The organism is Lysobacter sp. H23M47, from assembly GCF_015209765.1.
In the GTDB taxonomy this organism is placed as follows: Bacteria; Pseudomonadota; Gammaproteobacteria; order Xanthomonadales; family Xanthomonadaceae; genus Novilysobacter; species Novilysobacter avium.
Map to the genome: position 1 here is coordinate 2,304,751 of NZ_CP063658.1, position 20,418 is coordinate 2,325,168.

The following is a 20,418-nucleotide window of genomic DNA, read 5'->3' on the forward strand; positions in this document are numbered from 1 at the left end:
GTCAGCGCCCCGGCTCGTCATCCCAGAGGATCTTGTGCAACTGGAGCTGGAAGCGGACCGGCAGCCGGTCGGCGACGATCCAGTCCGCCAGATCGCGCGCACTGACCTGGTTGAAGCTGGGTGAGAACATGACGTCGCAGATCGCGGTCAGGCCATGCTCGTCGATCACCCCGCGCGCCCAGTCGTAGTCCTCGCGCGAGCAGATCACGAACTTGACCTGGTCATTCGCAGTGAGCTGGCCGATGTTGCTCCAAAGGTTGCGCGAGACCTCCGCCGATCCGGGCGTCTTCAGGTCCAGTACGCGCGACACGCGGGTATCGACCGGACTGATGTCGATCGAGCCGGAGGTCTCCAGCGATACCTCATAACCGCCATCGCACAGGCGCTCCAGCAAACCAATGCAACGCTTCTGCGCGAGCGGCTCGCCACCGGTAACACAGACATGGCGCACCCCATGCCGCGCGACCTCGGCCAGGATCGCGTCGAACTCCCACCACTGCCCGCCATGGAACGCATACGCGGTGTCGCAGTATTGGCAGCGCAGCGGGCAACCGGTCAGGCGCACGAACACGGTCGGCCAGCCGATGCTGCGCGACTCGCCCTGCAGGGACAGGAAAATCTCGGTCAGGCGCAGGCGATCAGGCGCCAGTACGCCCGCCGCGGAGGTAACAGGGTTCATGCCACCATTTTAGCCGACGCGGCTCCTTGCCGTGCCGACTTGCCTAGCGCAGGCGGCCCAGTTGGATCGCGCCCAGCCGGTCGGTGGCGATGCGCGCGGCATCGCTGCCGGCGAATCGTGTCGTCACCTCGGTCAGGGTGCGCTCGGCGGCGTCCTCATCGCCCTGCCCGTATTGGGCCAGGCCGACCTTCAGCAATGCGCCGGGCGCCTTGTCGTGGGTCGGATAGCGATCCAGCAGGGTCTTGAACTGGGTTACGGCCAACTTGTAGTTCTGGGTGACGTAGTAGCTCTCGCCCAGCCAGTACAGCGCGTTGGGCGCGTATACACCTTCCGGATAGTGACCCAGGAAGGAGTGGAACAGGCGCGCGGACTCGACGTATTCGCCGTTCTTCAACGCGTTGAAGGCGGTCTCGTAGGCCTCGCGCTCGTCGGCACCCATCGCCAGCGTGCCGGCATCGCCATGCACGCTCGGCGCGCGCTCGACGACAGGATTTGCGGGCGGTGTTGGCGGTGCATCGGAGCCGACCGCCGCCGCAGGCCGCGGTGCCGCGCCGCCGCCCTCCAGATCCTCCAGGCGCTGGTCCATATCGAGGAACTGCGCCCGGCTGTTGTCCTTGAGCTGCCCCAGCGAGTGATTGAGCTCCTCGACCTGGGAGCGCAGGGACGTGACCTCTTCTTTGAGCATGTTCACCTGCCGCAGCAGGTCGACAGTCGCGTCATTGTTGCCGGCCTGCTGTTCCAGCACTCCAACCCGTTCGGCCAGGCTCATGCGCTGGGCCGAAACAGGTGCGGCGGCCACCAGGGCCGCCGCTGCAACCAGCGATGTCGCAATTGTGATGGACAATTTGCGCATCATCATCGTTACCTTTTACTTGGCGGTGTAGATGATCTCGACGCGACGGTTCTTGGCCCAGCAATCTTCGTTGGACGCCGTGCAGACCGGGCGCTCTTCGCCGTAGCTGACCACGTTCTGCTGGCCGCCCGAACCACCGTTGGCCTGGATCGCGGAGGAAACCGAATTGCCGCGGCGCTCGCCCAGGCCCATGTTGTATTCACGGCTGCCGCGCTCGTCGGCGTGGCCTTCCAGGGTCATGCGCGAGGACGGACGGTCACGCAGATACTTGGCGTGGCAACCCACCAGGGCCTGGAACTCCGGACGCAGGGCGTCGCGGTCCAGGTCAAAGTAGACCACCCGCTGGCGCAGGCAGGAGTCAGTGTCCAGATCGTTGGGACCGTAGACGCCGGCGGCGGTGCCCGGAGTGGTCTGCGCGCCGGGGGCGGTGGTGCCGGTATCGACCGGAGGGGTTTCCTTGACCTTCTTGGAGCAGCCGATGGCGGCTGCACACAGCAGTGCGACCATCAGGACACGGGTGGTGTTGTTCATGGTTGTTTCCTCGTCTTGGCGGAATGGGAGGGTGGAACGATGGAGCGGAGCGGTGGTAGAAACACTGGAACGGAACGGTTGAGCTGGAAACGGTCCAACGGGTACTGCACGGCCAGCGACGCCCACTGATCAGGACGGCATCACTGCGGTTTCCGGTATGGACCCCAGGCCGGTTCACGTACATCGCCATCGGCCAGCACCAGGCGCTGACGCACGCGGCCGTCGGACGACACCGCATAGAGCACACCCCGGGTGCCTTCCCGCGCAGCATAGATGATCATCGCGCCGTTGGGTGCGAAATCAGGCGACTCATCCAGCGAGCCCGGTGACAGCGTGCTCCAGCGCGGCGAACCGAGACTGGAGTCGGCCATGGCGATGCGGTAGGTATTGCCCGCGCCTTGCGCGGTGGCGAGCTTCTTGCCGTCGAAGGACAGCGACGGGCTGGCGTTGTAGGTGCCCTGGAACGTGACCCGGCTCGCGCTGCCACCACCGGCGGCGACCTTGTAGATCTGCGGATTGCCGCCGCGGTCGGAGGTGAAGTAGATCTCGCTGCCGTCCGCGCTCCACTCCGGCTCGGTGTCGATGCCGAAGTGGTTGGTCAACTGGTTGAGCGCCTTGCTGCCCAGATCCATCACGTAGATTTCGGGGTTACCGCTGCGCGACAGGGTGAGCGCCAGGCGGCGGCCATCCGGGGAGAAGGCCGGAGCACTGTTGATGCCGCGGAACTTGGACACCACCTCGCGGCTGCCGGTGCTGATGTTCTGGATGTAGATCGCCGAGTTGCCGCTCTCGAAGCTGACGTAGGCCAGACGGTTGCCGTCCGGGCTCCAGCTGGGCGAGAGCAGCGGCTCGGGCGAGCTCACCACGGTCTGCGGGTTGTACCCGTCAGAGTCGGCGACCATCAGCGAATAGCTGGTGGAACGGCCCAGGCCCTTGGCGGTGATGTAGGCGATGCGGGTGAAGAAGGCGCCCGGCACCCCGAGGATCTTCTCGTAGACCGCATCGGCAATCTGGTGCGACACGTCGCGCATCGCAGTGCCGCGCGCGGTCATGGCAAAGCCGAGCAGGCGCTGCTGGCTGGCGACGTCGAACAGTTCGTACTCGACCCGGTCGCCACCGCTGGCATCCACCACGCGGCCAACGAGCAGGTAGTCCTGGTTGAGCGCGCGCCAGGTCGGGTAATTCACCTCGCTGCCGCGGGTCGGCCGCTCGACCAGATCGGCCTCGCGCAGGGTGCGGAACTGGCCGGAACGATTGAGGTCGGCGGCGATCACCGCCGCGACGTCGGTCTCGGGTGCCGCACCACTGCCCTGGTAGGGCATCGGAACGATGGCGATCGGCAGGGCCGACGCGCTGCCGCCGACGATATCCAGCTCCAGGCCGCGTTGCTGCGCCATCGTTGAGAAGGGCAGCACGAGCAGGAAAGCCAGGATCGCGAACAGCGCAGGCAGTCTCGGGGTGATTCGTTTCATTCGGCAAGTCCCGTGGTGAGGCTGAAGGTGTACCAGCATCCGTGTGAACGCTTTCTCAAAGCTGAACGCGCGAAGCGGGCGAACGCGGAGGAAACTAGCGGTCGGCGGCCTGGAAATTGAGCGTCAGGGTGCGCGCGAAGACCGATTCAAAGCCGGTATACGGCAGCGGTTGCGCCTTGAGGACAGCGGCCTCGATCGAGCGCCTGCCCTGTTCATCGTAGGCGCACGGCGACGACACTTTCGCGCTCGTCACCTCGCCACCGCGCAGTTGCTTGATGACGATCGTGCATTTGGAACCCAGTGGCACGGTTTCCGGACGCGTCCATTTGGACACGATCGCCTGTTGCAGGGCCGCCGCATATTGCGATTCCAGACCGGTATCGCGACCGTTGTTGCCCGGCGGCGGGCTGGCGCTTGACTCGCCGCTGCTCTCGGCGCTGCGGCTGGCAGTACGCGCCTGCGCATCGGCGACCTGTTTGAGTCTCTGCTCGGCCAGCTTGATCTCGCGTTCGGCCTCGGCGCGCTTGCGCTTGATTTCGGCGAGCTTCTTCTCGCGCTCCTCGTTTTCCCTGGCTTCCTTGGCCTGCTCGGCCAGCCGGCGCTTGCGCTCGGCCTCCTGCTGGCGCTCGCGCTCGGTCAGGTCGACCTGGGCCTGGCGGCGCTTTTCTTCCTGCAGTTTCTTCTCGTCCGATGGCGTGGGCGTCGGTGTGGCGACCACTTCGGCCTGCTCGGTAGTATCGGGCTTGGGGATGAAGTCCTGCGGCTGCGATTGCGGCGGGGTCGGCGAATCCTCCGGGACCGGCGAGGGCAGCGGCTGCGGTTGCGGCGTCGGCGCAGGAGACGGCTCGACGGGCTCGTCAACAGGCTCATCGATCGGTTCGGGCAGCGGCTGCGCCGGCTCCGGGCGATCCTCGAGCACGCTCTGCATGGCAGCGGAGAGCGCGTTGGCATCCACCAGGTCGGCTTCCACCGGCGCACCTGCGGCCGACTGTGGCGCAGCGCTGCGCGTCCAGAGCATGCCGGCGAACATCGCGGCGAACAGGATCACGTGCAGGACGATCGCCAGCACGATGGCCTGTTGGGTGTCGGCGCGCGTTTCCCTCACTTTGGCGGAGTCTCCGCCTGCCGGGTCAGCAGGGAGACGCGTGGCACGTTGGCCGACTGCAGCAGTGCCATCGCATTGAGCACCACCTCGTAGTTGGCCGCGCGATCACCGGCCACGTACACCGGCACATCGGGGTTGTTGTTGACGAACGCGGCGACGCGGGCAGTGAGTTCCTCGGGCTGCATCGCTTCCTGCGGCGCGCCCTGCAGGGTCAGGAAATAGTTGCCTTCGGCGTCCACGCTGACCACCACCGGCTCCTGCTTCTGCGCCAGGCTCTTGGCGTTGGAACGAGGCAACTCCACGCCCACGCCCAGGTTCATCAGCGGCGCGGTGACCATGAAGATGATCAGCAGCACCAGCATCACGTCGATGTAGGGGACCACGTTGATCTCGGCCTTGAGCTGGCGCTTGCGGCGTCGTCGGTAGGGGGCGGACATAGGGGGTTTCCGGGTTCTTGGGGCGGCGGAAGGTCAGGACCGGCGGGGGCGCGCATGGGTGCGGCGCGCGCCGTCGATCACTCCTGCGGCACCTGGCGCTCCAGGATCGAGGAGAACTCCTCGGAGAACGCGTCGTAACGCACGGCAATGCGCTCGACCTTGGTCGCGAAGCGGTTGTACGCCCACACCGCCGGGATCGCCGCAAACAGGCCCATCGCGGTCGCGATCAGCGCCTCGGAGATGCCCGGGGCGACGCTGGCGATGGTCGCCTCGGTGACGTTGGCCAGGCCCTGGAACGAGATCATGATTCCCCAGACGGTGCCGAACAGGCCAACGTAGGGCGCGATTGAACCGACGTTGGCGAGGAACTCCAGGTTGCGCTCCAGACCGTCCAGTTCGCGCGCGCTGGCCACGCGCATGCCGCGCTGGGCGGTTTCCAGTTGCATGCGGGTATCGGCGACCCGTCGCTGGCGGGAGAACTCGCGGAAGCCGCTCTCGAAGATCGACTCCATGCCGCCGGTGTCGCGGTTGCGGCTGGTCGCGCCGGCGTAGAGCTTGCTCAGTTCGGTCCCCGACCAGAAGCGCTCCTCGAAGGTCTCGGCCTCGCGCTCGGCGCGGCTGAGCACCTTGGTCTTGCGGAAGATGATCACCCACGAGGCGATCGAGGCGCCCAACAACAACACCATCACCAGTTGCACCGGCAGGGAGGCATGCAGGATCAGCTGCAGGATATCCAGCCCGCCGTCGCTGGTGATCGCCGGCGGCAGCGTCGCGGCCAGGTTGGTGCTCGCGTTGGCGGCCTCCTCGGGCAGGGGTTCGACGGCGGTGGCGGCCTGCATCAGGCTCAGCATTGGGGTCATGCCTGGATCTCCGGTGCCCGGTGCGGGGCGAAATGGCTGTGCGTTGAGTTGGGAGTAAAAGCGTGTCTGTACATCTGTCGCGGAATTTCCGGGCAGTCAGCCTGCCGGAACCTGTTGCGCCTGCAACGCCTCCAGCAGTGGCGAGGGGATCGCCCGTGGCCGGAAGCCGCCGGCATCCAGCGCGGCGATCCGTACCGTCGCGGTCAGCAGCAGGCGGCCTTCGCAGCGCACCTCCTGTACGAACACCGCGCTGGCGCGGCGGCATTCCTGCAACCCGACGCCGACCTGCAGGACGTCGTCGAGCCGCGCCGGCTTGAGGAAATCCATCTCCATCGCCCGGACTGCGAACACCAGACCATGCTCATGGCGCAGGAGTTCCTGACCGTAGCCCTGGTCGCGCATCCACTCGCTGCGCGCCCGCTCCAGGAAGGCGACGTAGCGCGCGTGGTAGACCACGCCACCAGCGTCGGTATCTTCCCAGTAAACACGGACGGGGAGGCTGAACGCAGGCATAGCGAAGGACTCCAGTGACATGCGGTGGGAACGGACCGGTTACTGGCCAGGAGAACCCGGCATGGCATCGCCGGAAACCGGGTCGTCGAAGAGCTCGCCCACCGGCGAGCGTGGGGTCAGGCCGATGTGGCGGTAAGCCTTGGGCGATGCGATGCGGCCGCGGGCGGTCCGGATCAGGTAGCCCTGCTGGATCAGGTAGGGCTCGATGACATCTTCCAGCGTACCTCGCTCCTCGCTGAGCGCGGCGGCGAGCGATTCCACCCCGACCGGGCCGCCATCGAAGGACTGGATGATGGTGCGCAGCAGGCGGCGGTCCAGCTCATCGAAGCCTTCCGGGTCGACCTTCAGCATCTCCATGGCGGCGATCGCGGTGGCATGGTCGATGATGCCGCCGGCGCGCACCTGGGCGAAGTCGCGTACGCGCCGCAGCAGGCGGTTGGCAATGCGCGGCGTGCCCCGCGAGCGCCGGGCGATCTCCGCCGCGCCTTCGGGCGCGCACGCGATGTCGAGTATTCCGGCCGAGCGCCGCACGATCCGGGTCAACTCCTCCGGGCTGTAGAACTCCAGCCGCTGGACGATGCCGAAGCGGTCGCGAAGGGGCGCAGTCAGCAGGCCGGCGCGGGTCGTCGCGCCGATCAGGGTGAACGGCGGCAGGTCGAGCTTGATCGAGCGCGCAGCGGGACCCTCGCCGATCATGATGTCGAGTTGGTAGTCCTCCATCGCCGGGTACAGGACCTCCTCGATCGCCGGCGACAGGCGATGGATCTCATCAACGAACAGCACGTCAAACGGTTGCAGGTTGGTCAGCAGCGCGGCCAGGTCACCGGCCTTCTCGATCACCGGGCCGGAGGTCTGGCGCAGGCCGACGCCCAGCTCGTTGGCGATGACGTGGCTCAGGGTGGTCTTGCCCAGGCCGGGCGGTCCGAAGATCAGGACGTGGTCGAGCGCCTCGCCACGCCCCTTGGCTGCCTCGATATAGATCTTCATCTGCTCGCGGACGGGCACCTGGCCCAGGTACTCGTCCAGCCGCCGGGGCCGGATCGAGGTCTCGAGGGCTTCGTCCTCGGAGGTGGCGTCGGCGGCGATGATGCGGTCCTCGTTCATCGCGCTATGGTCGCATGGTGCGCGGCGCCCGGCATGGGTCGCTCACTGACGGAACATGCGCACAGAGAACACCGCGCCAGGCAGTCAGATCTCCACCTGCGAGCCAAGCTCGACCAGCCGGTTGCCCGGGATGCGGAAGAACCCGGTCGCCGGCGCGGCATTGCGGTGCATGAAGGCGAACAGTTTGTCCCGCCACACCGGCATGCCTCCACGCGCTGCGGCCACCACCGTCTCGTGACTGGCGAAGTAGGTCGTCTCCATCGGATCGAAGGCGATGCCGTCTTCCTGATCGCACGATCGCATCAGCGCCAGCGGCACGTCCGGGGTTTCCATGAACCCGAAGCGCACCACCACGCGATAGAAATCATCGCCGATGGCGTCGATCTGCAGGCGCGCCTCACTGGGGGCGTAAGGCACCTTCAACGTGTCCACTGTCAGGAACACGTTGCGCTCGTGCAGCACCTTGTTGTGCTTGAGGTTATGCAGCAGCGCATGCGGGGCCACGCCCTTCTCGGCGGTCAGGAACACCGCCGTGCCCGGCACCCGCACCGGTGGCGCCAGCATGAGGCCGGGCAGGAAGCTTTCCAGCTGGATGCCGCCCTTCTGCATCTCCTCGCGCAGCAGCTCGCGACCGCGGCGCCAGGTGCGCAGCAGGGTGAACAGCACGATGCCGAGCGCCAGCGGGAACCAGCCGCCCTGCATGATCTTGGCGCCATTGGCGATCACGAAACCGATGTCGCCGATGATGAAGACCACGCACAGGGGCAGCACCCACCGGCGCAGGCTCTTCCACGTGGCCTGGGCGACGATCGCCAGCAACAGGGTGTCTATCAGCATCGTGCCCGACACCGACACGCCGTAGGCGGTCGCCAGCGATGACGAGTTGCCGAACGCCAGCACCAGGGCGATCACCACCACCATCATTCCCCAGTTCACCGCGGGGATGTAGATCTGGCCGATCGTGTCGCGTGAGGTGTGCTTGGTGTGCATCCGCGGGATGTAACCCAGCTGCATCGCCTGGCGGGTGACCGAGAACGCGCCGGTGATGACCGACTGCGATGCGATCACCGTGGCCATGGTCGCCAGCACCACCATCGGCATCCGCGCCCACTCCGGCACGCCCACGTAGAACGGGTTGCGGATCGCGGCCGGATCCTCCAGCACCAGCGCGCCCTGGCCCAGGTAGTTGATCACCAGCGCCGGCAGCACGAACCAGTACCACGCGTAGCGGATCGGCTTGGCACCGAAGTGACCCATGTCGGTATAGATCGCCTCGCCACCGGTCACCGCCAGCACCACCGCGCCGAGGATGAAGATGCCGTGCCAGTGGTGGACCGCAAAGAACTCCACCGCCCACATGGGATTGACCGCGTGCAGCACCTGCGGCGCGTGGGTGATGTTGAGGATCCCAAGCGCGGCCAATGACAGAAACCAGATCCCGGTGATCGGCCCGAACACCTTGCCCACGCGCCCGCTGCCAAAACGCTGGCTGGCAAACAGCGCCACCAGCACGACCACGGTCAGCGGAACCACCCAGGCCCCGAACTCGGGGGCAATGACCTCCAGCCCTTCCAGCGCGGACAGCACCGAGATGGCCGGAGTGATGACCCCGTCGCCAAAAAACAGCGCCGCGCCGAACACGCCCAGGATGCCGACGCCGTAGGCCGACCGCGAGCCTTTGGGCAGGGTGCGCTGGGCCAGTGCCATCAGCGCCATGATGCCGCCCTCGCCCTCGTTGTCGGCGCGCATGATGATGGTCACGTACTTGACCGTGACCACCAGCATCAGCGCCCAGAACACCAGCGAAAGCACGCCCAGCACGGTGTCGTGGTTGGCGGTCAAGCCGTAATGCGGACTGAAGGCCTCGCGCAGGGTGTACAGCGGGCTGGTGCCGATGTCGCCGAAGACGACACCGATCGCGCCCAGCATCAATCCCGCCAGGCCGGCTTTTCCGTGGCCCGCAGCATCGCCACGGGTGCCGTTGCGCGGAACGGGAATCTTGGGTGTCGACATGGGGCGGTCGGGTCAGGTCTGGAGCGTTGGAAACTTCACGCTCAACGAAGCGCGGACTGTAACGCCTTGCGGATGATGGCGGCGGCGTCGTCTGCCGCGCCGGGGGAAGCGTCACGCACCATACGCGCAGCTTCGGCCGGTTTGTAGCCCAGTTGCTGCAAGGCAATGACCGCCTCGCTCTGCGGATCGCGGGGAATGTCGGAGGGCGACAGGATCACGCCCTCCCCGCCCATGTCGCCGGCGCGGTCGCGCAGTTCGACAACCATGCGCTCTGCAGTCTTCTTGCCGATGCCGGGGATGCGGCACAAGGCAGCCACGTCGCTGGCCTGCACGGTGCGGACGAAATCGTCGACGCTGATGCCCGACAGGATCGCCAGCGCGATCTTCGCGCCGATGCCCTTGACCTTCTGCACCTCCCGGAACAGCTGGCGCTCGGAATCGCGCAGGAAGCCGTACAACGACACGCTGTCCTCCTTCTGCGCGTAGTGGGTGAACAGCGAGACTTCCCGGCCCAGCTCGGGCAGGTCGTAGAAGGTGCTCATCGGCGCCTCCAGCTCGTAGCCCACGCCATTGACGTCGACCACCAGCCAGGGCGGCTGCTTGTGGATGACGTTGCCTTTCAGTCTGCCGATCATGTGCCGCGTCTCCGTAACTGGGTCACCGCCAGCCCGGTGCGGGCCGCGGTGGCACTCATGTGCGCGTGGGTCAGGGCGACCGCCAGCGCGTCGGCGGCGTCCGCCTGCAGCTTCATCGCCGACAGGTTCAGCAGCAGCCGGACCATGTGCTGAACCTGCAGCTTGTCCGCCGCGCCCTTGCCGACCAGCGACTGCTTGATCACCCGCGGCGCGTATTCGCTGATCGCCAGCTTGCGCCGCACCACCGTCGCCATCGCCGCGCCGCGCGCGTGGCCAAGCTTGAGCGCGGACATTGCCGACTTGTCCATGAACACCGTCTCGATGGCGACCTGATGCGGTTGCCACTGGTCGAGTACGCGCTCCAGGCCTTCGCAGAGAAGCCCCAGCCGCGCCGGGAAGTCCGGCGCCGACAGCAGTTTGAGCGCCTCGCAGTGCACGTAACGGCAGCGCCCGTCGCTGCCCACGTCGATCACCCCGATCCCCGTCCACTGGGAACCGGGATCAATGCCCAGGATGCGGATCACGTCGCCGGCCCGCGCCCTCAGGCGTAGGCGTCCAGGCCGAGGTCGGCGTTGGAGTAGACGTTCTGCACATCGTCGAGGTCTTCCAGCCAGGCCAGCAGCTTGACCACCTGCTCGGCCACGTCGCCCTCCACGGCGATGTCGTTGTCGGCGCGCCAGGTCACCTCGGCGTGGCCGGGCGGATGACCGGCGTCCACCATCGCCTGCTTGACCGCCTCATAGGCGTCCTGGGTGGTGAACACCTCGATCGCGCCGTCCTCGGGGTAGACCACGACATCGTCCGCGCCCGCCTCGATGGCCGCGTTGGTGATGCCGTCCTCGTCGGCATTGGCCGCGTAGGTCAGCACGCCCAGCTTGTTGAACATGAAGGCGACCGAGCCGTCGGTGCCCAGGTTGCCGCCGAACTTGCCGAAGGCGTGGCGCACGTCGGCCACGGTGCGGACCTTGTTGTCGGTCAGGCAGTCGACTATCACTGCGACTCCGCCGGGCGCGTAGCCCTCGTAGCGGATTTCCTCGTAGTTGACGCCTTCCAGCTCGCCGGTTGCCTTCTTGACCGCGCGCTCGACGACGTCCTTGGTCATGTTGGCGCTGTAGGCCTTCTCGATGGCCGAGCGCAGGCGCGGATTGCTGGTCGGGTCGCCCCCGCCGGCACGCGCGGCGACCGAAATCTCGCGGATGAGCTTGGTGAAGATCTTGCCGCGCTTGGCGTCCGAGGCGTTCTTGCGACCCTCGATTGACGGTCCCCTACCCATGTGCAGTGTCCAATTGAGTGAACGGTGACAGCCGGATACTTTACTCCAACCAGTGAAGCCGGGCCGCCGGTGGGCGAACTCTGTCGGCCCGCCCCAATGGGCTTGGCACCTCATCGGCCATGGTCGAAGCGACCGCTGCGCAGGAACGCGATGACCTGGCGCGACACGGGCGCGGAGAGCAGCATGCCGCTGTGGCTGGTCGGCAACACGATGTGATCCGCCAGCCCCGGTACCCGGGTCTCCGCGATCGCCACGGTGCCGTCGCTGGAGCCGCCGAAGTCGCCAAAGAAACGTCCGAGACCGCGACCCGAGTTGCCGGCCACCATGCCCAGCTCTGCGTCGCCGTCCCACGCCTGGCAGCCCCGGCGCAACAACCGCGCGCTGCGGCCCAGAAAGCGTCGAAGCACCGGCAGTTGCGCGATCCCTGTGGCCGCCGCGCTGCCGGCCAGCGGCGTGCCCAGACAGACGACGCGCCGCACCGGCAAGCCCGGCTCGCGCTCCAGTGCGCGCACGGCGATCAGCCCGCCGAGGCTGTGGGCGACGATGTCCGCCGGTTCGCGCAAGGCCTCCGCCAGCTCGGGGACGGCCCGTGCGGGGCCGCCGCCAACGGTGTCATAACCGAAAAATTCGGGCGCAAACCCGGCGCGCCGCAACCGACGCGCATGCCAGGCCATGCATGCACTGGGCATCCAAAGGCCGTGCAGCAACAACACGCGACGGCCCGGCGCACCCGCATGATCGGAACTGGCGGGATTGCCCTCGGCGTCTGCCGCCACGCTCAGGGCGCCGTGAATTCCCGGCGCAGCCAGTCGTCCAGCACGCGCTTCTCGTAACGCAAGGGATCGTTGTCGCGGCCGATGCCGGAACGCGACAGGTAGGCCATGTCGGTGAGCTGTCGGCGGCCTTCGTCGATCACCTGCCCCGCTGCATCAAGACGGCGGAACTCCAGGGTGATCCGCGGCGGGTAGATGTCGCGCATCATCCGCACATCGTCATAGCGCGGGCCCTGCCACGGCTCGTACTCGCCGGCGCGGTCCACGTCGAGCAAAGTCACCTGCAGTTGTTCACCGGCGGGCAGGCGGCGCTCCGCCTGGGTCCGCAGGTAGGTCGCCAGCTGCTCGATCCAGACGCCACGCCGGGTATCGATGAGGTCGCGGCCGTAGCTGATTTCGCGGAACGTGGCCGGATCGTTCCATGCCACCTGGACCGGTCCCACCGCGGGAAGCTGGCCGGGCCCCGCACCGGCCACCGGTGTGCTTGCGCAGGCGGCGAGGCCAAGGGTCAGAACGCATGCGGCGATGCCCGCAGTCATGGCTTTCATGGTCGAACTCCCTGTGCCGAATGAGCCTCCATTCTGCCTCGTTGCAGGGGGCAGCACCGTGTAGGTGCGGGTTGGCTGGCGAAGCCCGTTCAGGCCAGCGGCACGGGCGGGCGGCGCAGGATGAACTCGTGATCGCGAACGCGACCGACCGGGAATTCGTAGTCGCCGACGTGCTGGAAGCCGCGACGGGCGTAGAACCGCTGGGCGGCGAGGTTGCGCGACCACACTCCCAGCCACAGCGTGCGTGGACCGTCGCGCAGCAGCCACTCCAGCGCAACCCGGCACAGCTCACCGCCGAGCCCGCCGCCCTGCATGTGCTCCAGCAGGTACAGGCGCTTCAGCTCGCCATCGCCTGGACGGACGTCCGGATGCGGCAACCCGCACGGGCCGGCCGCGGCATGGCCGACCGCCTCGCCGCGGTGCTCCACCAGCCACACCGCATAGCCCGGTTGGGCCAGGATGGTCCGCTGCCGATCGACCGTGTAGTTCTCGCCCAGGAACGCAGCCAGATCCTCAGCCGGATAGAGGTGGCCGAAGGTCTGGGTGAAGGTGCGCGTGGCCAGCTCCGCCAGCGTTGCCGCGTCGGAGACCGTGGCCCGGCGGATCACCGGAGTCATGGCTGAAACCTACTTTTTGGGGCGCACCGCAATGTGGATCTCGGCCAGCTGCTCTTCGGCGATCGGCGATGGCGCGCCGGTCATCATGCATTGCGCACCGGTGGTCTTGGGGAAGGCGATGACGTCGCGGATCGACTCGGTGCCGGCCATCAGCGCGGCGATGCGGTCGATGCCGAAGGCGATGCCGCCGTGCGGGGGCGCGCCGTACTTGAGCGCGTCCAGCAGGAAGCCGAACTTCGCCTGCTGCTCGTCGGCGTCGATGCCCAGCAGTTCGAACACCGCCGCCTGCATCGCCGGGCGATGGATACGGATCGAGCCGCCGCCGATCTCGTTGCCGTTGAGGACCATGTCGTAGCCGCGCGAGACCGCCGTGTGTGCATTGGCCCGCAGCGAATCGACGTCGTCCACGGCCGGCGCGGTAAACGGATGATGCAGGGCGACGTGGCGCTGGGCGTCCTCGTCCCACTCGAACATCGGGAAGTCGGTGACCCACAGCGGCGCCCAGCCTTCGCGGACCAGCCCCAGGTCCTTGCCGACCTTCAGCCGCACCGCGCCCATGAAGTCGGAGGCGGTGTTCCACGCGGCCGCGCCAAACAGCAGCAGGTCGCCGGCGCTGGCAGCCGTGGCCTGCACGATCGCCGTCAGCGTCGCATCGTCGAGGAACTTGGCGATCGGCGAATTGACGCCCTCGCGGCCCAGCGCCGGGTCGGTGACCTTCATCCACGCCAAGCCCTTGGCGCCGTATTTGGCAGCGTGCGCGCCGACCTCGTCGATCTGCTTGCGCGACAGGGTTGCGCCCCCTGGCACGCAAAGGGCGACCACGCGGCCCTTCGCATCGTTGGCCCAGTCGGTGAAGACCTTGAACTCGCAGTCCTTGACCAGCTCGGCGATATCGGTGAACTCCATCGCGATGCGCAGGTCGGGCTTGTCGGAACCGAAGCGACGCATCGCCTCCGCCCAGGTCATGCGCGGGAACGGCTGCGCCAGCTCGACCTCCATCACCTCGCGGAAGGCATCGCGGATCATCGCCTCGGCGGGGTCCTGGACGTCGGATTCCTGCACCCAGGCGAATTCCATGTCGAGCTGGGTGAACTCGAGCTGGCGATCGGCGCGCAGGGCCTCGTCGCGGAAGCAGCGGGCAATCTGGTAGTAGCGGTCGAAGCCGGCCACCATCAGGATCTGCTTGAACAGCTGGGGCGATTGCGGCAGGGCGTAGAACTCGCCGGGATGCATCCGCGCCGGCACCAGGAAGTCGCGCGCGCCTTCCGGGGTCGCCTTGGTCAGGATCGGGGTTTCGATGTCCTGGAAATCCCGCTCGTCCAGCCAGCGGCGCAGCGCGCGCACCAGCCGGGTGCGGGTGCGCATCTTGCGCTGCATCTCCGGGCTGCGCAGATCCAGGTAGCGGTACTTGAGGCGGATGTCCTCGCCCGGGTTTTCATGGGCGTGGAACGGCAGCGGCTCGGCCTTGTTCAACACCTCGATGGCCGTTGCCACCACCTCGACCTGGCCGGTCGGGATCTTGTTGTTGACCGATTCGCGCCGGCGCACCTGGCCGGTCACGCGCAGACAGTCCTCGTAGCCCACATCCGCGGCGGTGGCGATGACGCGGTCGTTGCCTTCCACGTCCGCCGGCTCGGCCACCACCTGGACGATGCCCTCGTGGTCGCGCAGATCGATGAAACACAGGCCGCCCAGGTCGCGGGCGACGTCGGCCCAGCCGCACAGGGTCACGGTCTGGCCGATCAGGCTTTCGTCGATCAGGCCGCAGAAATGGGTACGCATGGTGACTCCGGAAACGTTACGCGCCGGGCGGTCCCGGCTGGACCGGCTAGTTTAACGGGCTGGCCGCCGGTTCCGGGAACCCGTTCAGGCGCCGGCGGCTGGCGCCGGCTTGGCTGTGGCCGGCGCACCCGCGGTCGCTTTGGCTTCCGCCGGCTTCGCCTCGGGCTTGGCTTCGGGCTTGGCCTCGCCGCTCTTCGCTGTCGCATTCGGCGCTGCACCGTCGCCGGCCAGGTTGCGCTTCGTGTCGCCGTCCTTCTTGAAGTCGGTCTCGTACCAGCCGGTGCCCGACAGGCGGAACTGCGGCGCGGTCAGCTGGCGCTTGAGTTCGGGCTTGCCGCACACCGGGCAATCGATGGGATCGGCATCGGACAGTTTCTGCAGGCGATCAAAATCGTGACCGCAGGCGGCGCATTCAAAAGCATAGATCGGCATGGGAACAGAACCCTTGAGTGAGCAAACGCGTCGGATCGACAGTCGGTGAGCTGCGCCGGCCGGGAACCCCGCTTATCGGCGATATTTGCGGCGCGGTGCGCGAGGTAGCTGGAATGGGGACGAAAGCCGCCCGTTCAAGTCGCGCCTGGAAGTGCCCATGCGTCCGGGCACTTATATAGTTGTGTTTGGGCCGTGCGACACCGCAGGCGCCTCGCCCGCGTCGCCCGCGGTGCCCATCCGGTCCTCCGGATGCGGCGGCAGCGCAGCGTCGAACAGGTCGACATCGAACGGAGAGCGGAACACCAGCGACGGCAGCAGCGTGTTGAGCGTGGTGTAAAGGATAAGCGCGCCAAACAAGGTGGCGGACAGATCGAACTCCTTGTGCAGGATATTGGCCAGCACCAGCGTGAAAACCAGCGTCGGGGCCAGCGCGACGGAGACCTTCAGGCTGCTCTTGTGTCCCTCGCCAAACATCACCCGGCGCTGCAACCAGACCAAGCCGATCCGCAGCGGCACGATCACCAGCGTCAGCACGACACCCAGGCCAGCGGCCTCCCAGGTCAGCGCATCGCGGGAGATCTCGGTGCCGGCGTGGAAGAAGTAGAAGGGCACGAAGAAGGTCGCAAACAGGCGCAGGGCGTGGATGTTTTCGTCCGAGGCCAGCAGCGGCATGCGAAAGCGCAGCAGGCGCGCGACCAGGCCGGCGATGAATGCGCCCACCAGGTAATACACGCCAAGGCTGTAGGTGATGTACGCCGCCACCATGCCGACCATCACCAGCAGGGAAAATTCCGAGCCCGGCGCGTGCGGCATCACCCAGCGGCCGAGCGCGATGAACACCAGCGGCAGGCCGACCATCATCAGCACCATCGCCCCGGAGGAAATCGCCAGCTGGGTGGGGTCGCCCGCCTGTAGGACCACGAACAAGGCCGTCAGCGCCAGCAGTTCACCGGCAATCGCCTTGCTGGTCACCCAGAACCGCTCATCCGCGTTCAGCCCCAGGCGCTCCAGCGTGTCGACGATGAAGCCGGTGGACGGCGTCAGCAGCGCCAGTGAGACCAGCGCCGCGGCCTGCCATCCCAGCTCGGCGTACTTCCACCCCAGCCAAGCGACGCCGACAAGGCAGGCGATCTGGGTGGTGAGGTAGACCAGCAGCCGGCCGACCTCCTTGCGCAGCGCCGTGACCTCGACCTCGAGCCCCGCGAACAGGAACAACGAGGAGATGCCCAGGGTGGAGAGCAGCACGATTACCGAGTCGTTCATGCGCTCCCCCCACAACAACACCGCTCCCAGGCCCAGCAACAGGCAGGTGATCGGAGCCGGCAACTGGAAGCGTTGCAGCGCGCGGGGGATGACCAGCAGGCCGAATATCAGCAGCAGGTAGATCAGTTCGTTGTTCATGGCAGCAGCCGTGGGCGCACGCGACGTCGGCGTGCATAGTCGGCGCCCCGGGGGCCACTGACAACCCCGACCGGTCTTGGGGAGTCAAACCTGCTGAAGAGATCCGGGTTGTGTACGCTTGCCTGACACCACGTCGGAAAACCCGAAGATGTCCAATATCACCGTCCGCCCCGCGCTCCCGATCATCGCCGCCGCCCTGTTGATGGTCGGCCTGGCTGGCGCTGGCTGGTTCGCCGCCAAGGGCATGGAACGTCTCAAGACCGCCGACCGCTACGTCGTGGTCAAGGGCTCGGCCGAGAAGATCGTGGATGCCGACCTGGTGGTGTGGCCGCTGCCTCATACCGTCGGAGGCAATGACCTTGGCGAGGTCCAGCGCCACCTGGACGCGAACACCGCGATCATCCGCGGGTTCTTCGAGGCCGCCGGGTTCAAGCCCGATGAGATCGTGGTATCGCCGCCGCGGCTGGAGGACCGCTGGGCGTGGGCCTATGGCGACAGCCGGCCACCGGAGCGCTACCGTTATGCGACCACGGTGAGCCTGCGCACGACAAATGTGGCGGGCGCGCTGGAAGCCGTCCGGCGCACCGGCGAGCTGGTGACCCAGGGCGTGATGATCGGGGAAAACAGTTCGCCGGAGTTCGACTACACCAAGCTCAACGACATCAAACCGGCACTGATCGCCGAGGCAACGGCGGCCGCGCGCGACTCCGCGGTCCAGTTCGCCAAGGACTCCGACTCGCGGCTGGACGGGATCCGCAGTGCCAACCAGGGCGTGGTCAGCATCAGCGACCGTGACCAGAGCAGTCCGCAGATCAAGCGGGTGCGCGTGGTGACGACGGTGGAATACTTCCTGCGCGATTGAAGCCGGCACGCGAGCAACGGTCGCCGTGCAGGCGCCGCGTGCAACAATCCGTTCCCCTTATTTTTGCGTCGCGCATGGCGCGTCCGCACCGTCAGGAACCTCCATGAAGCGACTCCTACTTGCCGCGGCGTTCGGCATGCTCAGCATCTCCGCGTGCGCCAAGGCCCCCGCCACCGCCGACGATGTCGAGGCGGCACAGGCCGCTGCAGCGAACGCCCCCGAGTCCACGAAGCCGGCGCCCGGCTCCCCCGAGGAGCGCGCGGTCGCCGCCATCGCCGCGCTCAACCCCGAGGTCAAGGTCGAGTACGTCGGCAAGGCCCCCATGCCCGGCTTCCGTGAGGCGGTCGTCGGCGGGCAGGTCATCTACGTCAGCGACGACGGGAATTACCTGCTGTTCACCGGCGCCGGCGGCGCGCTGCTCGACACCCGGACCCAGAAGAACCTCAGCGAAGCCACCCTGGGTGGCATGCGCAACAAGCTGTTGAAGACGATTCCGGCGAGCGAGCGGATCGTGTTCGCTCCGCCCAACCCCAAACACACCGTCACCGTGTTCACCGACGTGGAATGCGGCTACTGCCGCAAGATGCACGAGGAGATCAAGCAGTACAACGCCGAAGGCATCGCGGTGGAGTATCTGGCGTTCCCGCGGATGGGGATCGGCAGCGAAGGCTATAACGACATGGTCTCGGTCTGGTGCTCGCCCGACCGCAAGAGCGCGCTGACCAGGGCCAAGTCCAAAGGCGAGGTGGAAAGCCGCAACTGCAGGAACACGGTCGCCGACCAGTACAAGGTCGGCCAAAGCGTCGGACTGACCGGCACGCCGATGATCATCGCCCGCGACGGCAGCCAGCTCGGCGGCTATCTGCCTGCCAAGGCACTGCGCGCCGCGCTGGACAAGCTGGAAGCCAGCGACGGTTGACCACCCGCTGATGACCGTGTCGGCGCCGCCTGCGGGCGGCGTCATTGCATCTGGCCCGCGACCATTGGCCGAACGTACGCTTCGGCCCGCAGCGGGCGTCGCGCTAGACTGGCGCCATCCCGAACAAGGAGTTTCGTCATGGCCCAGGCCAGTGCCGTGTCACCGCCGGTCGGCGGTGCAACAAGCAAGATCTATCCCGATGCAAAAACCGCCCTGCAGGGTGTCGTGGCCGATGGCCAGACCCTGGCGGTTGGCGGATTTGGGCTGTGTGGCATCCCCGAGGCACTGATCGAGGCCCTGCGCGACTCCGGCGTGACCCGGCTGACCGCGATCTCCAACAACGCCGGCGTGGATGGCTTCGGCCTGGGCCTGCTGCTGGAGACGCGCCAGATCCGCAAGATGGTGTCGTCCTACGTCGGCGAGAACAAGGAGTTCGAACGCCAGTTCCTGGCCGGCGAGCTCGAACTGGAATTCACCCCGCAGGGCACCTTGGCCGAACGCCTGCGCGCCGGCGGCGCCGGGATCCCGGCCTTCTTCACCGCCACCGGCTACGGCACCGTGGTCGCCGAGGGCAAGGAAACCCGCGAGTTCAACGGCAAGCATTACGTCATGGAGACCGCACTGGTCGCCGATGTGGCGCTGGTCAAGGCATGGAAGGCGGACAAGGCGGGCAACCTGCTGTTCCGCAAGACCGCGCGCAACTTCAACCCGGCCTGCGCCATGGCGGGCAAGGTCTGCATAGTGGAAGTGGAAGAAATCGTCGAGGTCGGCCAGATCGACCCCGACCAGGTGCACCTGCCGGGCATCTACGTGGACCGGATCGTGCACAACCCGAACCCGGAGAAGCGCATCGAGCAGCGCACCGTGCGCGAAGGAGGAAAGTAATGGGCTGGTCACGCGAGCAGATGGCGCAGCGCGCCGCGCAGGAACTCACCGACGGCGCCTACGTCAACCTGGGCATCGGCCTGCCGACCATGGTCGCCAACTACATCCCCGACGGCATGGACGTGTGGCTGCAGTCGGAGAACGGCTTGCTCGGCATCGGACCGTTCCCGACCGAGAACGAACTGGACGCCGACCTGATCAACGCCGGCAAGCAGACCGTCACCGCACGCCCGGGCGCCAGCTATTTCGGCAGCCACGATTCCTTCGCGATGATCCGCGGCGGCCACATCAACCTGGCGATCCTCGGCGCGATGGAGGTCACCGACAAGGGCGACCTGGCCAACTGGATGGTGCCGGGCAAGATGGTCAAGGGCATGGGTGGCGCGATGGACCTCGTGGCCGGCGTGCAGCGCGTGGTGGTGCTGATGGAGCACACCACCAAGAAAGGCGAGCCGAAGATCCTGCCCGAATGCACCCTGCCGTTGACCGGCCTGGGCGTCGTCAGCCGCATCATCACCGACCTGGCGGTCATGGACATCACCGACGACGGGCTGAAGCTGGTCGAACTGGCGCCGGACGTGACCGAGGACGAACTGCGTAGCAAGACCGGGGTCGAGTTCAGCCAGGCCTAAGCGCTGCCGAATCTGAACGACGAGGCCGCCTGAGGGCGGCTTCGTTGTTTTGGCGTGCTTGCCGGGAAGGGGCGCACGGCCCATGCAGTAGC

General features: G+C 67.0%; 23 protein-coding genes. 4 read left to right on the plus strand and 19 right to left on the minus strand.

Annotated elements, in window-relative coordinates:
• Position 1: 1 nt before the first annotated feature.
• The 19 genes from queE to INQ43_RS10535 form a co-directional block, all read right to left on the minus strand.
• The gene (gene queE / locus INQ43_RS10445) at positions 2-679 is read right to left on the minus strand and encodes a 7-carboxy-7-deazaguanine synthase QueE (RefSeq protein WP_194036399.1); all 678 of its coding nucleotides are present in this window, start codon (positions 677-679) and stop codon (positions 2-4) included.
• A gap of 43 nt (positions 680-722) precedes the next feature.
• Positions 723-1,448: a tol-pal system protein YbgF gene (gene ybgF / locus INQ43_RS10450; protein ID WP_228062693.1), complete on the minus strand. Its 726-nt coding sequence runs from the start codon at positions 1,446-1,448 to the stop codon at positions 723-725.
• 99 nt (positions 1,449-1,547) lie between these two features.
• Complete coding sequence (gene pal, locus INQ43_RS10455) at positions 1,548-2,063, minus strand: peptidoglycan-associated lipoprotein Pal (RefSeq protein ID WP_194034205.1); 516 nt, start codon at positions 2,061-2,063, stop codon at positions 1,548-1,550.
• A gap of 140 nt (positions 2,064-2,203) precedes the next feature.
• Positions 2,204-3,535 (minus strand): Tol-Pal system beta propeller repeat protein TolB, encoded by a 1,332-nt coding sequence (gene tolB / locus INQ43_RS10460; protein WP_194036401.1) that lies wholly within the window; start codon positions 3,533-3,535, stop codon positions 2,204-2,206.
• Between the two features lie 94 nt (positions 3,536-3,629).
• On the minus strand, positions 3,630-4,640 hold the full coding sequence (tolA, locus tag INQ43_RS10465) for a cell envelope integrity protein TolA (protein WP_194036402.1): 1,011 nt from the start codon (positions 4,638-4,640) through the stop codon (positions 3,630-3,632).
• On the minus strand, positions 4,637-5,077 hold the full coding sequence (gene tolR, locus INQ43_RS10470) for a protein TolR (protein WP_194034208.1): 441 nt from the start codon (positions 5,075-5,077) through the stop codon (positions 4,637-4,639). Before tolR ends, tolA begins: the two co-directional genes overlap by 4 nt.
• A gap of 77 nt (positions 5,078-5,154) precedes the next feature.
• Entirely contained in the window at positions 5,155-5,928 is a 774-nt protein-coding gene (gene tolQ, locus INQ43_RS10475; RefSeq protein WP_193987350.1) for a protein TolQ, read from the minus strand.
• 105 nt (positions 5,929-6,033) lie between these two features.
• Positions 6,034-6,471, minus strand: coding sequence for a tol-pal system-associated acyl-CoA thioesterase (gene ybgC / locus INQ43_RS10480; protein WP_194036403.1), 438 nt, complete (start codon positions 6,469-6,471; stop codon positions 6,034-6,036).
• Between the two features lie 18 nt (positions 6,472-6,489).
• Positions 6,490-7,554 carry a Holliday junction branch migration DNA helicase RuvB gene (gene ruvB, locus INQ43_RS10485; RefSeq protein WP_194034210.1) on the minus strand — a complete coding sequence of 355 codons (1,065 nt, stop codon included), beginning with the start codon at positions 7,552-7,554 and terminating at the stop codon, positions 6,490-6,492.
• An 84-nt stretch (positions 7,555-7,638) separates the two neighbouring features.
• Positions 7,639-9,483, minus strand: coding sequence for a potassium transporter Kup (locus INQ43_RS10490; RefSeq protein WP_228062694.1), 1,845 nt, complete (start codon positions 9,481-9,483; stop codon positions 7,639-7,641).
• Between the two features lie 125 nt (positions 9,484-9,608).
• Positions 9,609-10,202 carry a Holliday junction branch migration protein RuvA gene (gene ruvA, locus INQ43_RS10495; protein ID WP_193984421.1) on the minus strand — a complete coding sequence of 198 codons (594 nt, stop codon included), beginning with the start codon at positions 10,200-10,202 and terminating at the stop codon, positions 9,609-9,611.
• Positions 10,199-10,726, minus strand: coding sequence for a crossover junction endodeoxyribonuclease RuvC (ruvC, locus tag INQ43_RS10500; RefSeq protein ID WP_194036405.1), 528 nt, complete (start codon positions 10,724-10,726; stop codon positions 10,199-10,201). The genes ruvA and ruvC overlap by 4 nt, the downstream gene beginning before the upstream one ends.
• A gap of 17 nt (positions 10,727-10,743) precedes the next feature.
• Positions 10,744-11,475: a YebC/PmpR family DNA-binding transcriptional regulator gene (locus INQ43_RS10505; RefSeq protein ID WP_194036406.1), complete on the minus strand. Its 732-nt coding sequence runs from the start codon at positions 11,473-11,475 to the stop codon at positions 10,744-10,746.
• 110 nt (positions 11,476-11,585) lie between these two features.
• Positions 11,586-12,251, minus strand: coding sequence for an alpha/beta hydrolase (locus tag INQ43_RS10510; RefSeq protein ID WP_228062490.1), 666 nt, complete (start codon positions 12,249-12,251; stop codon positions 11,586-11,588).
• Between the two features lie 2 nt (positions 12,252-12,253).
• On the minus strand, positions 12,254-12,796 hold the full coding sequence (locus INQ43_RS10515) for a DUF3016 domain-containing protein (RefSeq protein ID WP_194034214.1): 543 nt from the start codon (positions 12,794-12,796) through the stop codon (positions 12,254-12,256).
• A gap of 89 nt (positions 12,797-12,885) precedes the next feature.
• Positions 12,886-13,413, minus strand: coding sequence for a GNAT family N-acetyltransferase (locus INQ43_RS10520; protein WP_194036407.1), 528 nt, complete (start codon positions 13,411-13,413; stop codon positions 12,886-12,888).
• A 9-nt stretch (positions 13,414-13,422) separates the two neighbouring features.
• On the minus strand, positions 13,423-15,195 hold the full coding sequence (gene aspS, locus INQ43_RS10525; RefSeq protein WP_194036408.1) for an aspartate--tRNA ligase: 1,773 nt from the start codon (positions 15,193-15,195) through the stop codon (positions 13,423-13,425).
• An 84-nt stretch (positions 15,196-15,279) separates the two neighbouring features.
• Entirely contained in the window at positions 15,280-15,627 is a 348-nt protein-coding gene (locus INQ43_RS10530; protein ID WP_194034217.1) for a zinc ribbon domain-containing protein, read from the minus strand.
• Between the two features lie 171 nt (positions 15,628-15,798).
• Positions 15,799-17,028: a cation:proton antiporter gene (locus INQ43_RS10535; protein WP_194036409.1), complete on the minus strand. Its 1,230-nt coding sequence runs from the start codon at positions 17,026-17,028 to the stop codon at positions 15,799-15,801.
• A gap of 148 nt (positions 17,029-17,176) precedes the next feature.
• Between INQ43_RS10535 and INQ43_RS10540 the strand changes: the two genes are divergently transcribed.
• From INQ43_RS10540 to INQ43_RS10555, 4 genes are all read left to right on the plus strand, one after another.
• Positions 17,177-17,890: an SIMPL domain-containing protein gene (locus INQ43_RS10540; RefSeq protein ID WP_194036410.1), complete on the plus strand. Its 714-nt coding sequence runs from the start codon at positions 17,177-17,179 to the stop codon at positions 17,888-17,890.
• A 103-nt stretch (positions 17,891-17,993) separates the two neighbouring features.
• Positions 17,994-18,809 carry a DsbC family protein gene (locus tag INQ43_RS10545; RefSeq protein ID WP_194036411.1) on the plus strand — a complete coding sequence of 272 codons (816 nt, stop codon included), beginning with the start codon at positions 17,994-17,996 and terminating at the stop codon, positions 18,807-18,809.
• A 138-nt stretch (positions 18,810-18,947) separates the two neighbouring features.
• Positions 18,948-19,694: a CoA transferase subunit A gene (locus INQ43_RS10550; RefSeq protein WP_228062491.1), complete on the plus strand. Its 747-nt coding sequence runs from the start codon at positions 18,948-18,950 to the stop codon at positions 19,692-19,694.
• Positions 19,694-20,326: a CoA transferase subunit B gene (locus INQ43_RS10555; protein ID WP_194036412.1), complete on the plus strand. Its 633-nt coding sequence runs from the start codon at positions 19,694-19,696 to the stop codon at positions 20,324-20,326. Before INQ43_RS10550 ends, INQ43_RS10555 begins: the two co-directional genes overlap by 1 nt.
• Positions 20,327-20,418 lie beyond the last annotated feature (92 nt).

Coding starts and splice junctions, on each gene's coding strand:
- pal (WP_194034205.1), bottom strand. CDS start 2,063: ATGAACAACACCACCCGTGTCCTGATGGTCGCACTGCTGTGTGCAGCC.
- tolR (WP_194034208.1), bottom strand. CDS start 5,077: ATGTCCGCCCCCTACCGACGACGCCGCAAGCGCCAGCTCAAGGCCGAG.
- INQ43_RS10530 (WP_194034217.1), bottom strand. CDS start 15,627: ATGCCGATCTATGCTTTTGAATGCGCCGCCTGCGGTCACGATTTTGAT.
- ruvB (WP_194034210.1), bottom strand. CDS start 7,554: ATGAACGAGGACCGCATCATCGCCGCCGACGCCACCTCCGAGGACGAA.
- INQ43_RS10540 (WP_194036410.1), top strand. CDS start 17,177: ATGTCCAATATCACCGTCCGCCCCGCGCTCCCGATCATCGCCGCCGCC.
- tolB (WP_194036401.1), bottom strand. CDS start 3,535: ATGAAACGAATCACCCCGAGACTGCCTGCGCTGTTCGCGATCCTGGCT.
- aspS (WP_194036408.1), bottom strand. CDS start 15,195: ATGCGTACCCATTTCTGCGGCCTGATCGACGAAAGCCTGATCGGCCAG.
- INQ43_RS10515 (WP_194034214.1), bottom strand. CDS start 12,796: ATGAAAGCCATGACTGCGGGCATCGCCGCATGCGTTCTGACCCTTGGC.
- INQ43_RS10555 (WP_194036412.1), top strand. CDS start 19,694: ATGGGCTGGTCACGCGAGCAGATGGCGCAGCGCGCCGCGCAGGAACTC.
- ruvA (WP_193984421.1), bottom strand. CDS start 10,202: ATGATCGGCAGACTGAAAGGCAACGTCATCCACAAGCAGCCGCCCTGG.
- tolQ (WP_193987350.1), bottom strand. CDS start 5,928: ATGCTGAGCCTGATGCAGGCCGCCACCGCCGTCGAACCCCTGCCCGAG.
- INQ43_RS10520 (WP_194036407.1), bottom strand. CDS start 13,413: ATGACTCCGGTGATCCGCCGGGCCACGGTCTCCGACGCGGCAACGCTG.
- INQ43_RS10490 (WP_228062694.1), bottom strand. CDS start 9,483: ATGCTGGGCGCGATCGGTGTCGTCTTCGGCGACATCGGCACCAGCCCG.
- INQ43_RS10505 (WP_194036406.1), bottom strand. CDS start 11,475: ATGGGTAGGGGACCGTCAATCGAGGGTCGCAAGAACGCCTCGGACGCC.
- ybgF (WP_228062693.1), bottom strand. CDS start 1,448: ATGAGCCTGGCCGAACGGGTTGGAGTGCTGGAACAGCAGGCCGGCAAC.
- queE (WP_194036399.1), bottom strand. CDS start 679: ATGAACCCTGTTACCTCCGCGGCGGGCGTACTGGCGCCTGATCGCCTG.
- INQ43_RS10550 (WP_228062491.1), top strand. CDS start 18,948: ATGGCCCAGGCCAGTGCCGTGTCACCGCCGGTCGGCGGTGCAACAAGC.
- ybgC (WP_194036403.1), bottom strand. CDS start 6,471: ATGTCACTGGAGTCCTTCGCTATGCCTGCGTTCAGCCTCCCCGTCCGT.
- INQ43_RS10545 (WP_194036411.1), top strand. CDS start 17,994: ATGAAGCGACTCCTACTTGCCGCGGCGTTCGGCATGCTCAGCATCTCC.
- INQ43_RS10535 (WP_194036409.1), bottom strand. CDS start 17,028: ATGAACAACGAACTGATCTACCTGCTGCTGATATTCGGCCTGCTGGTC.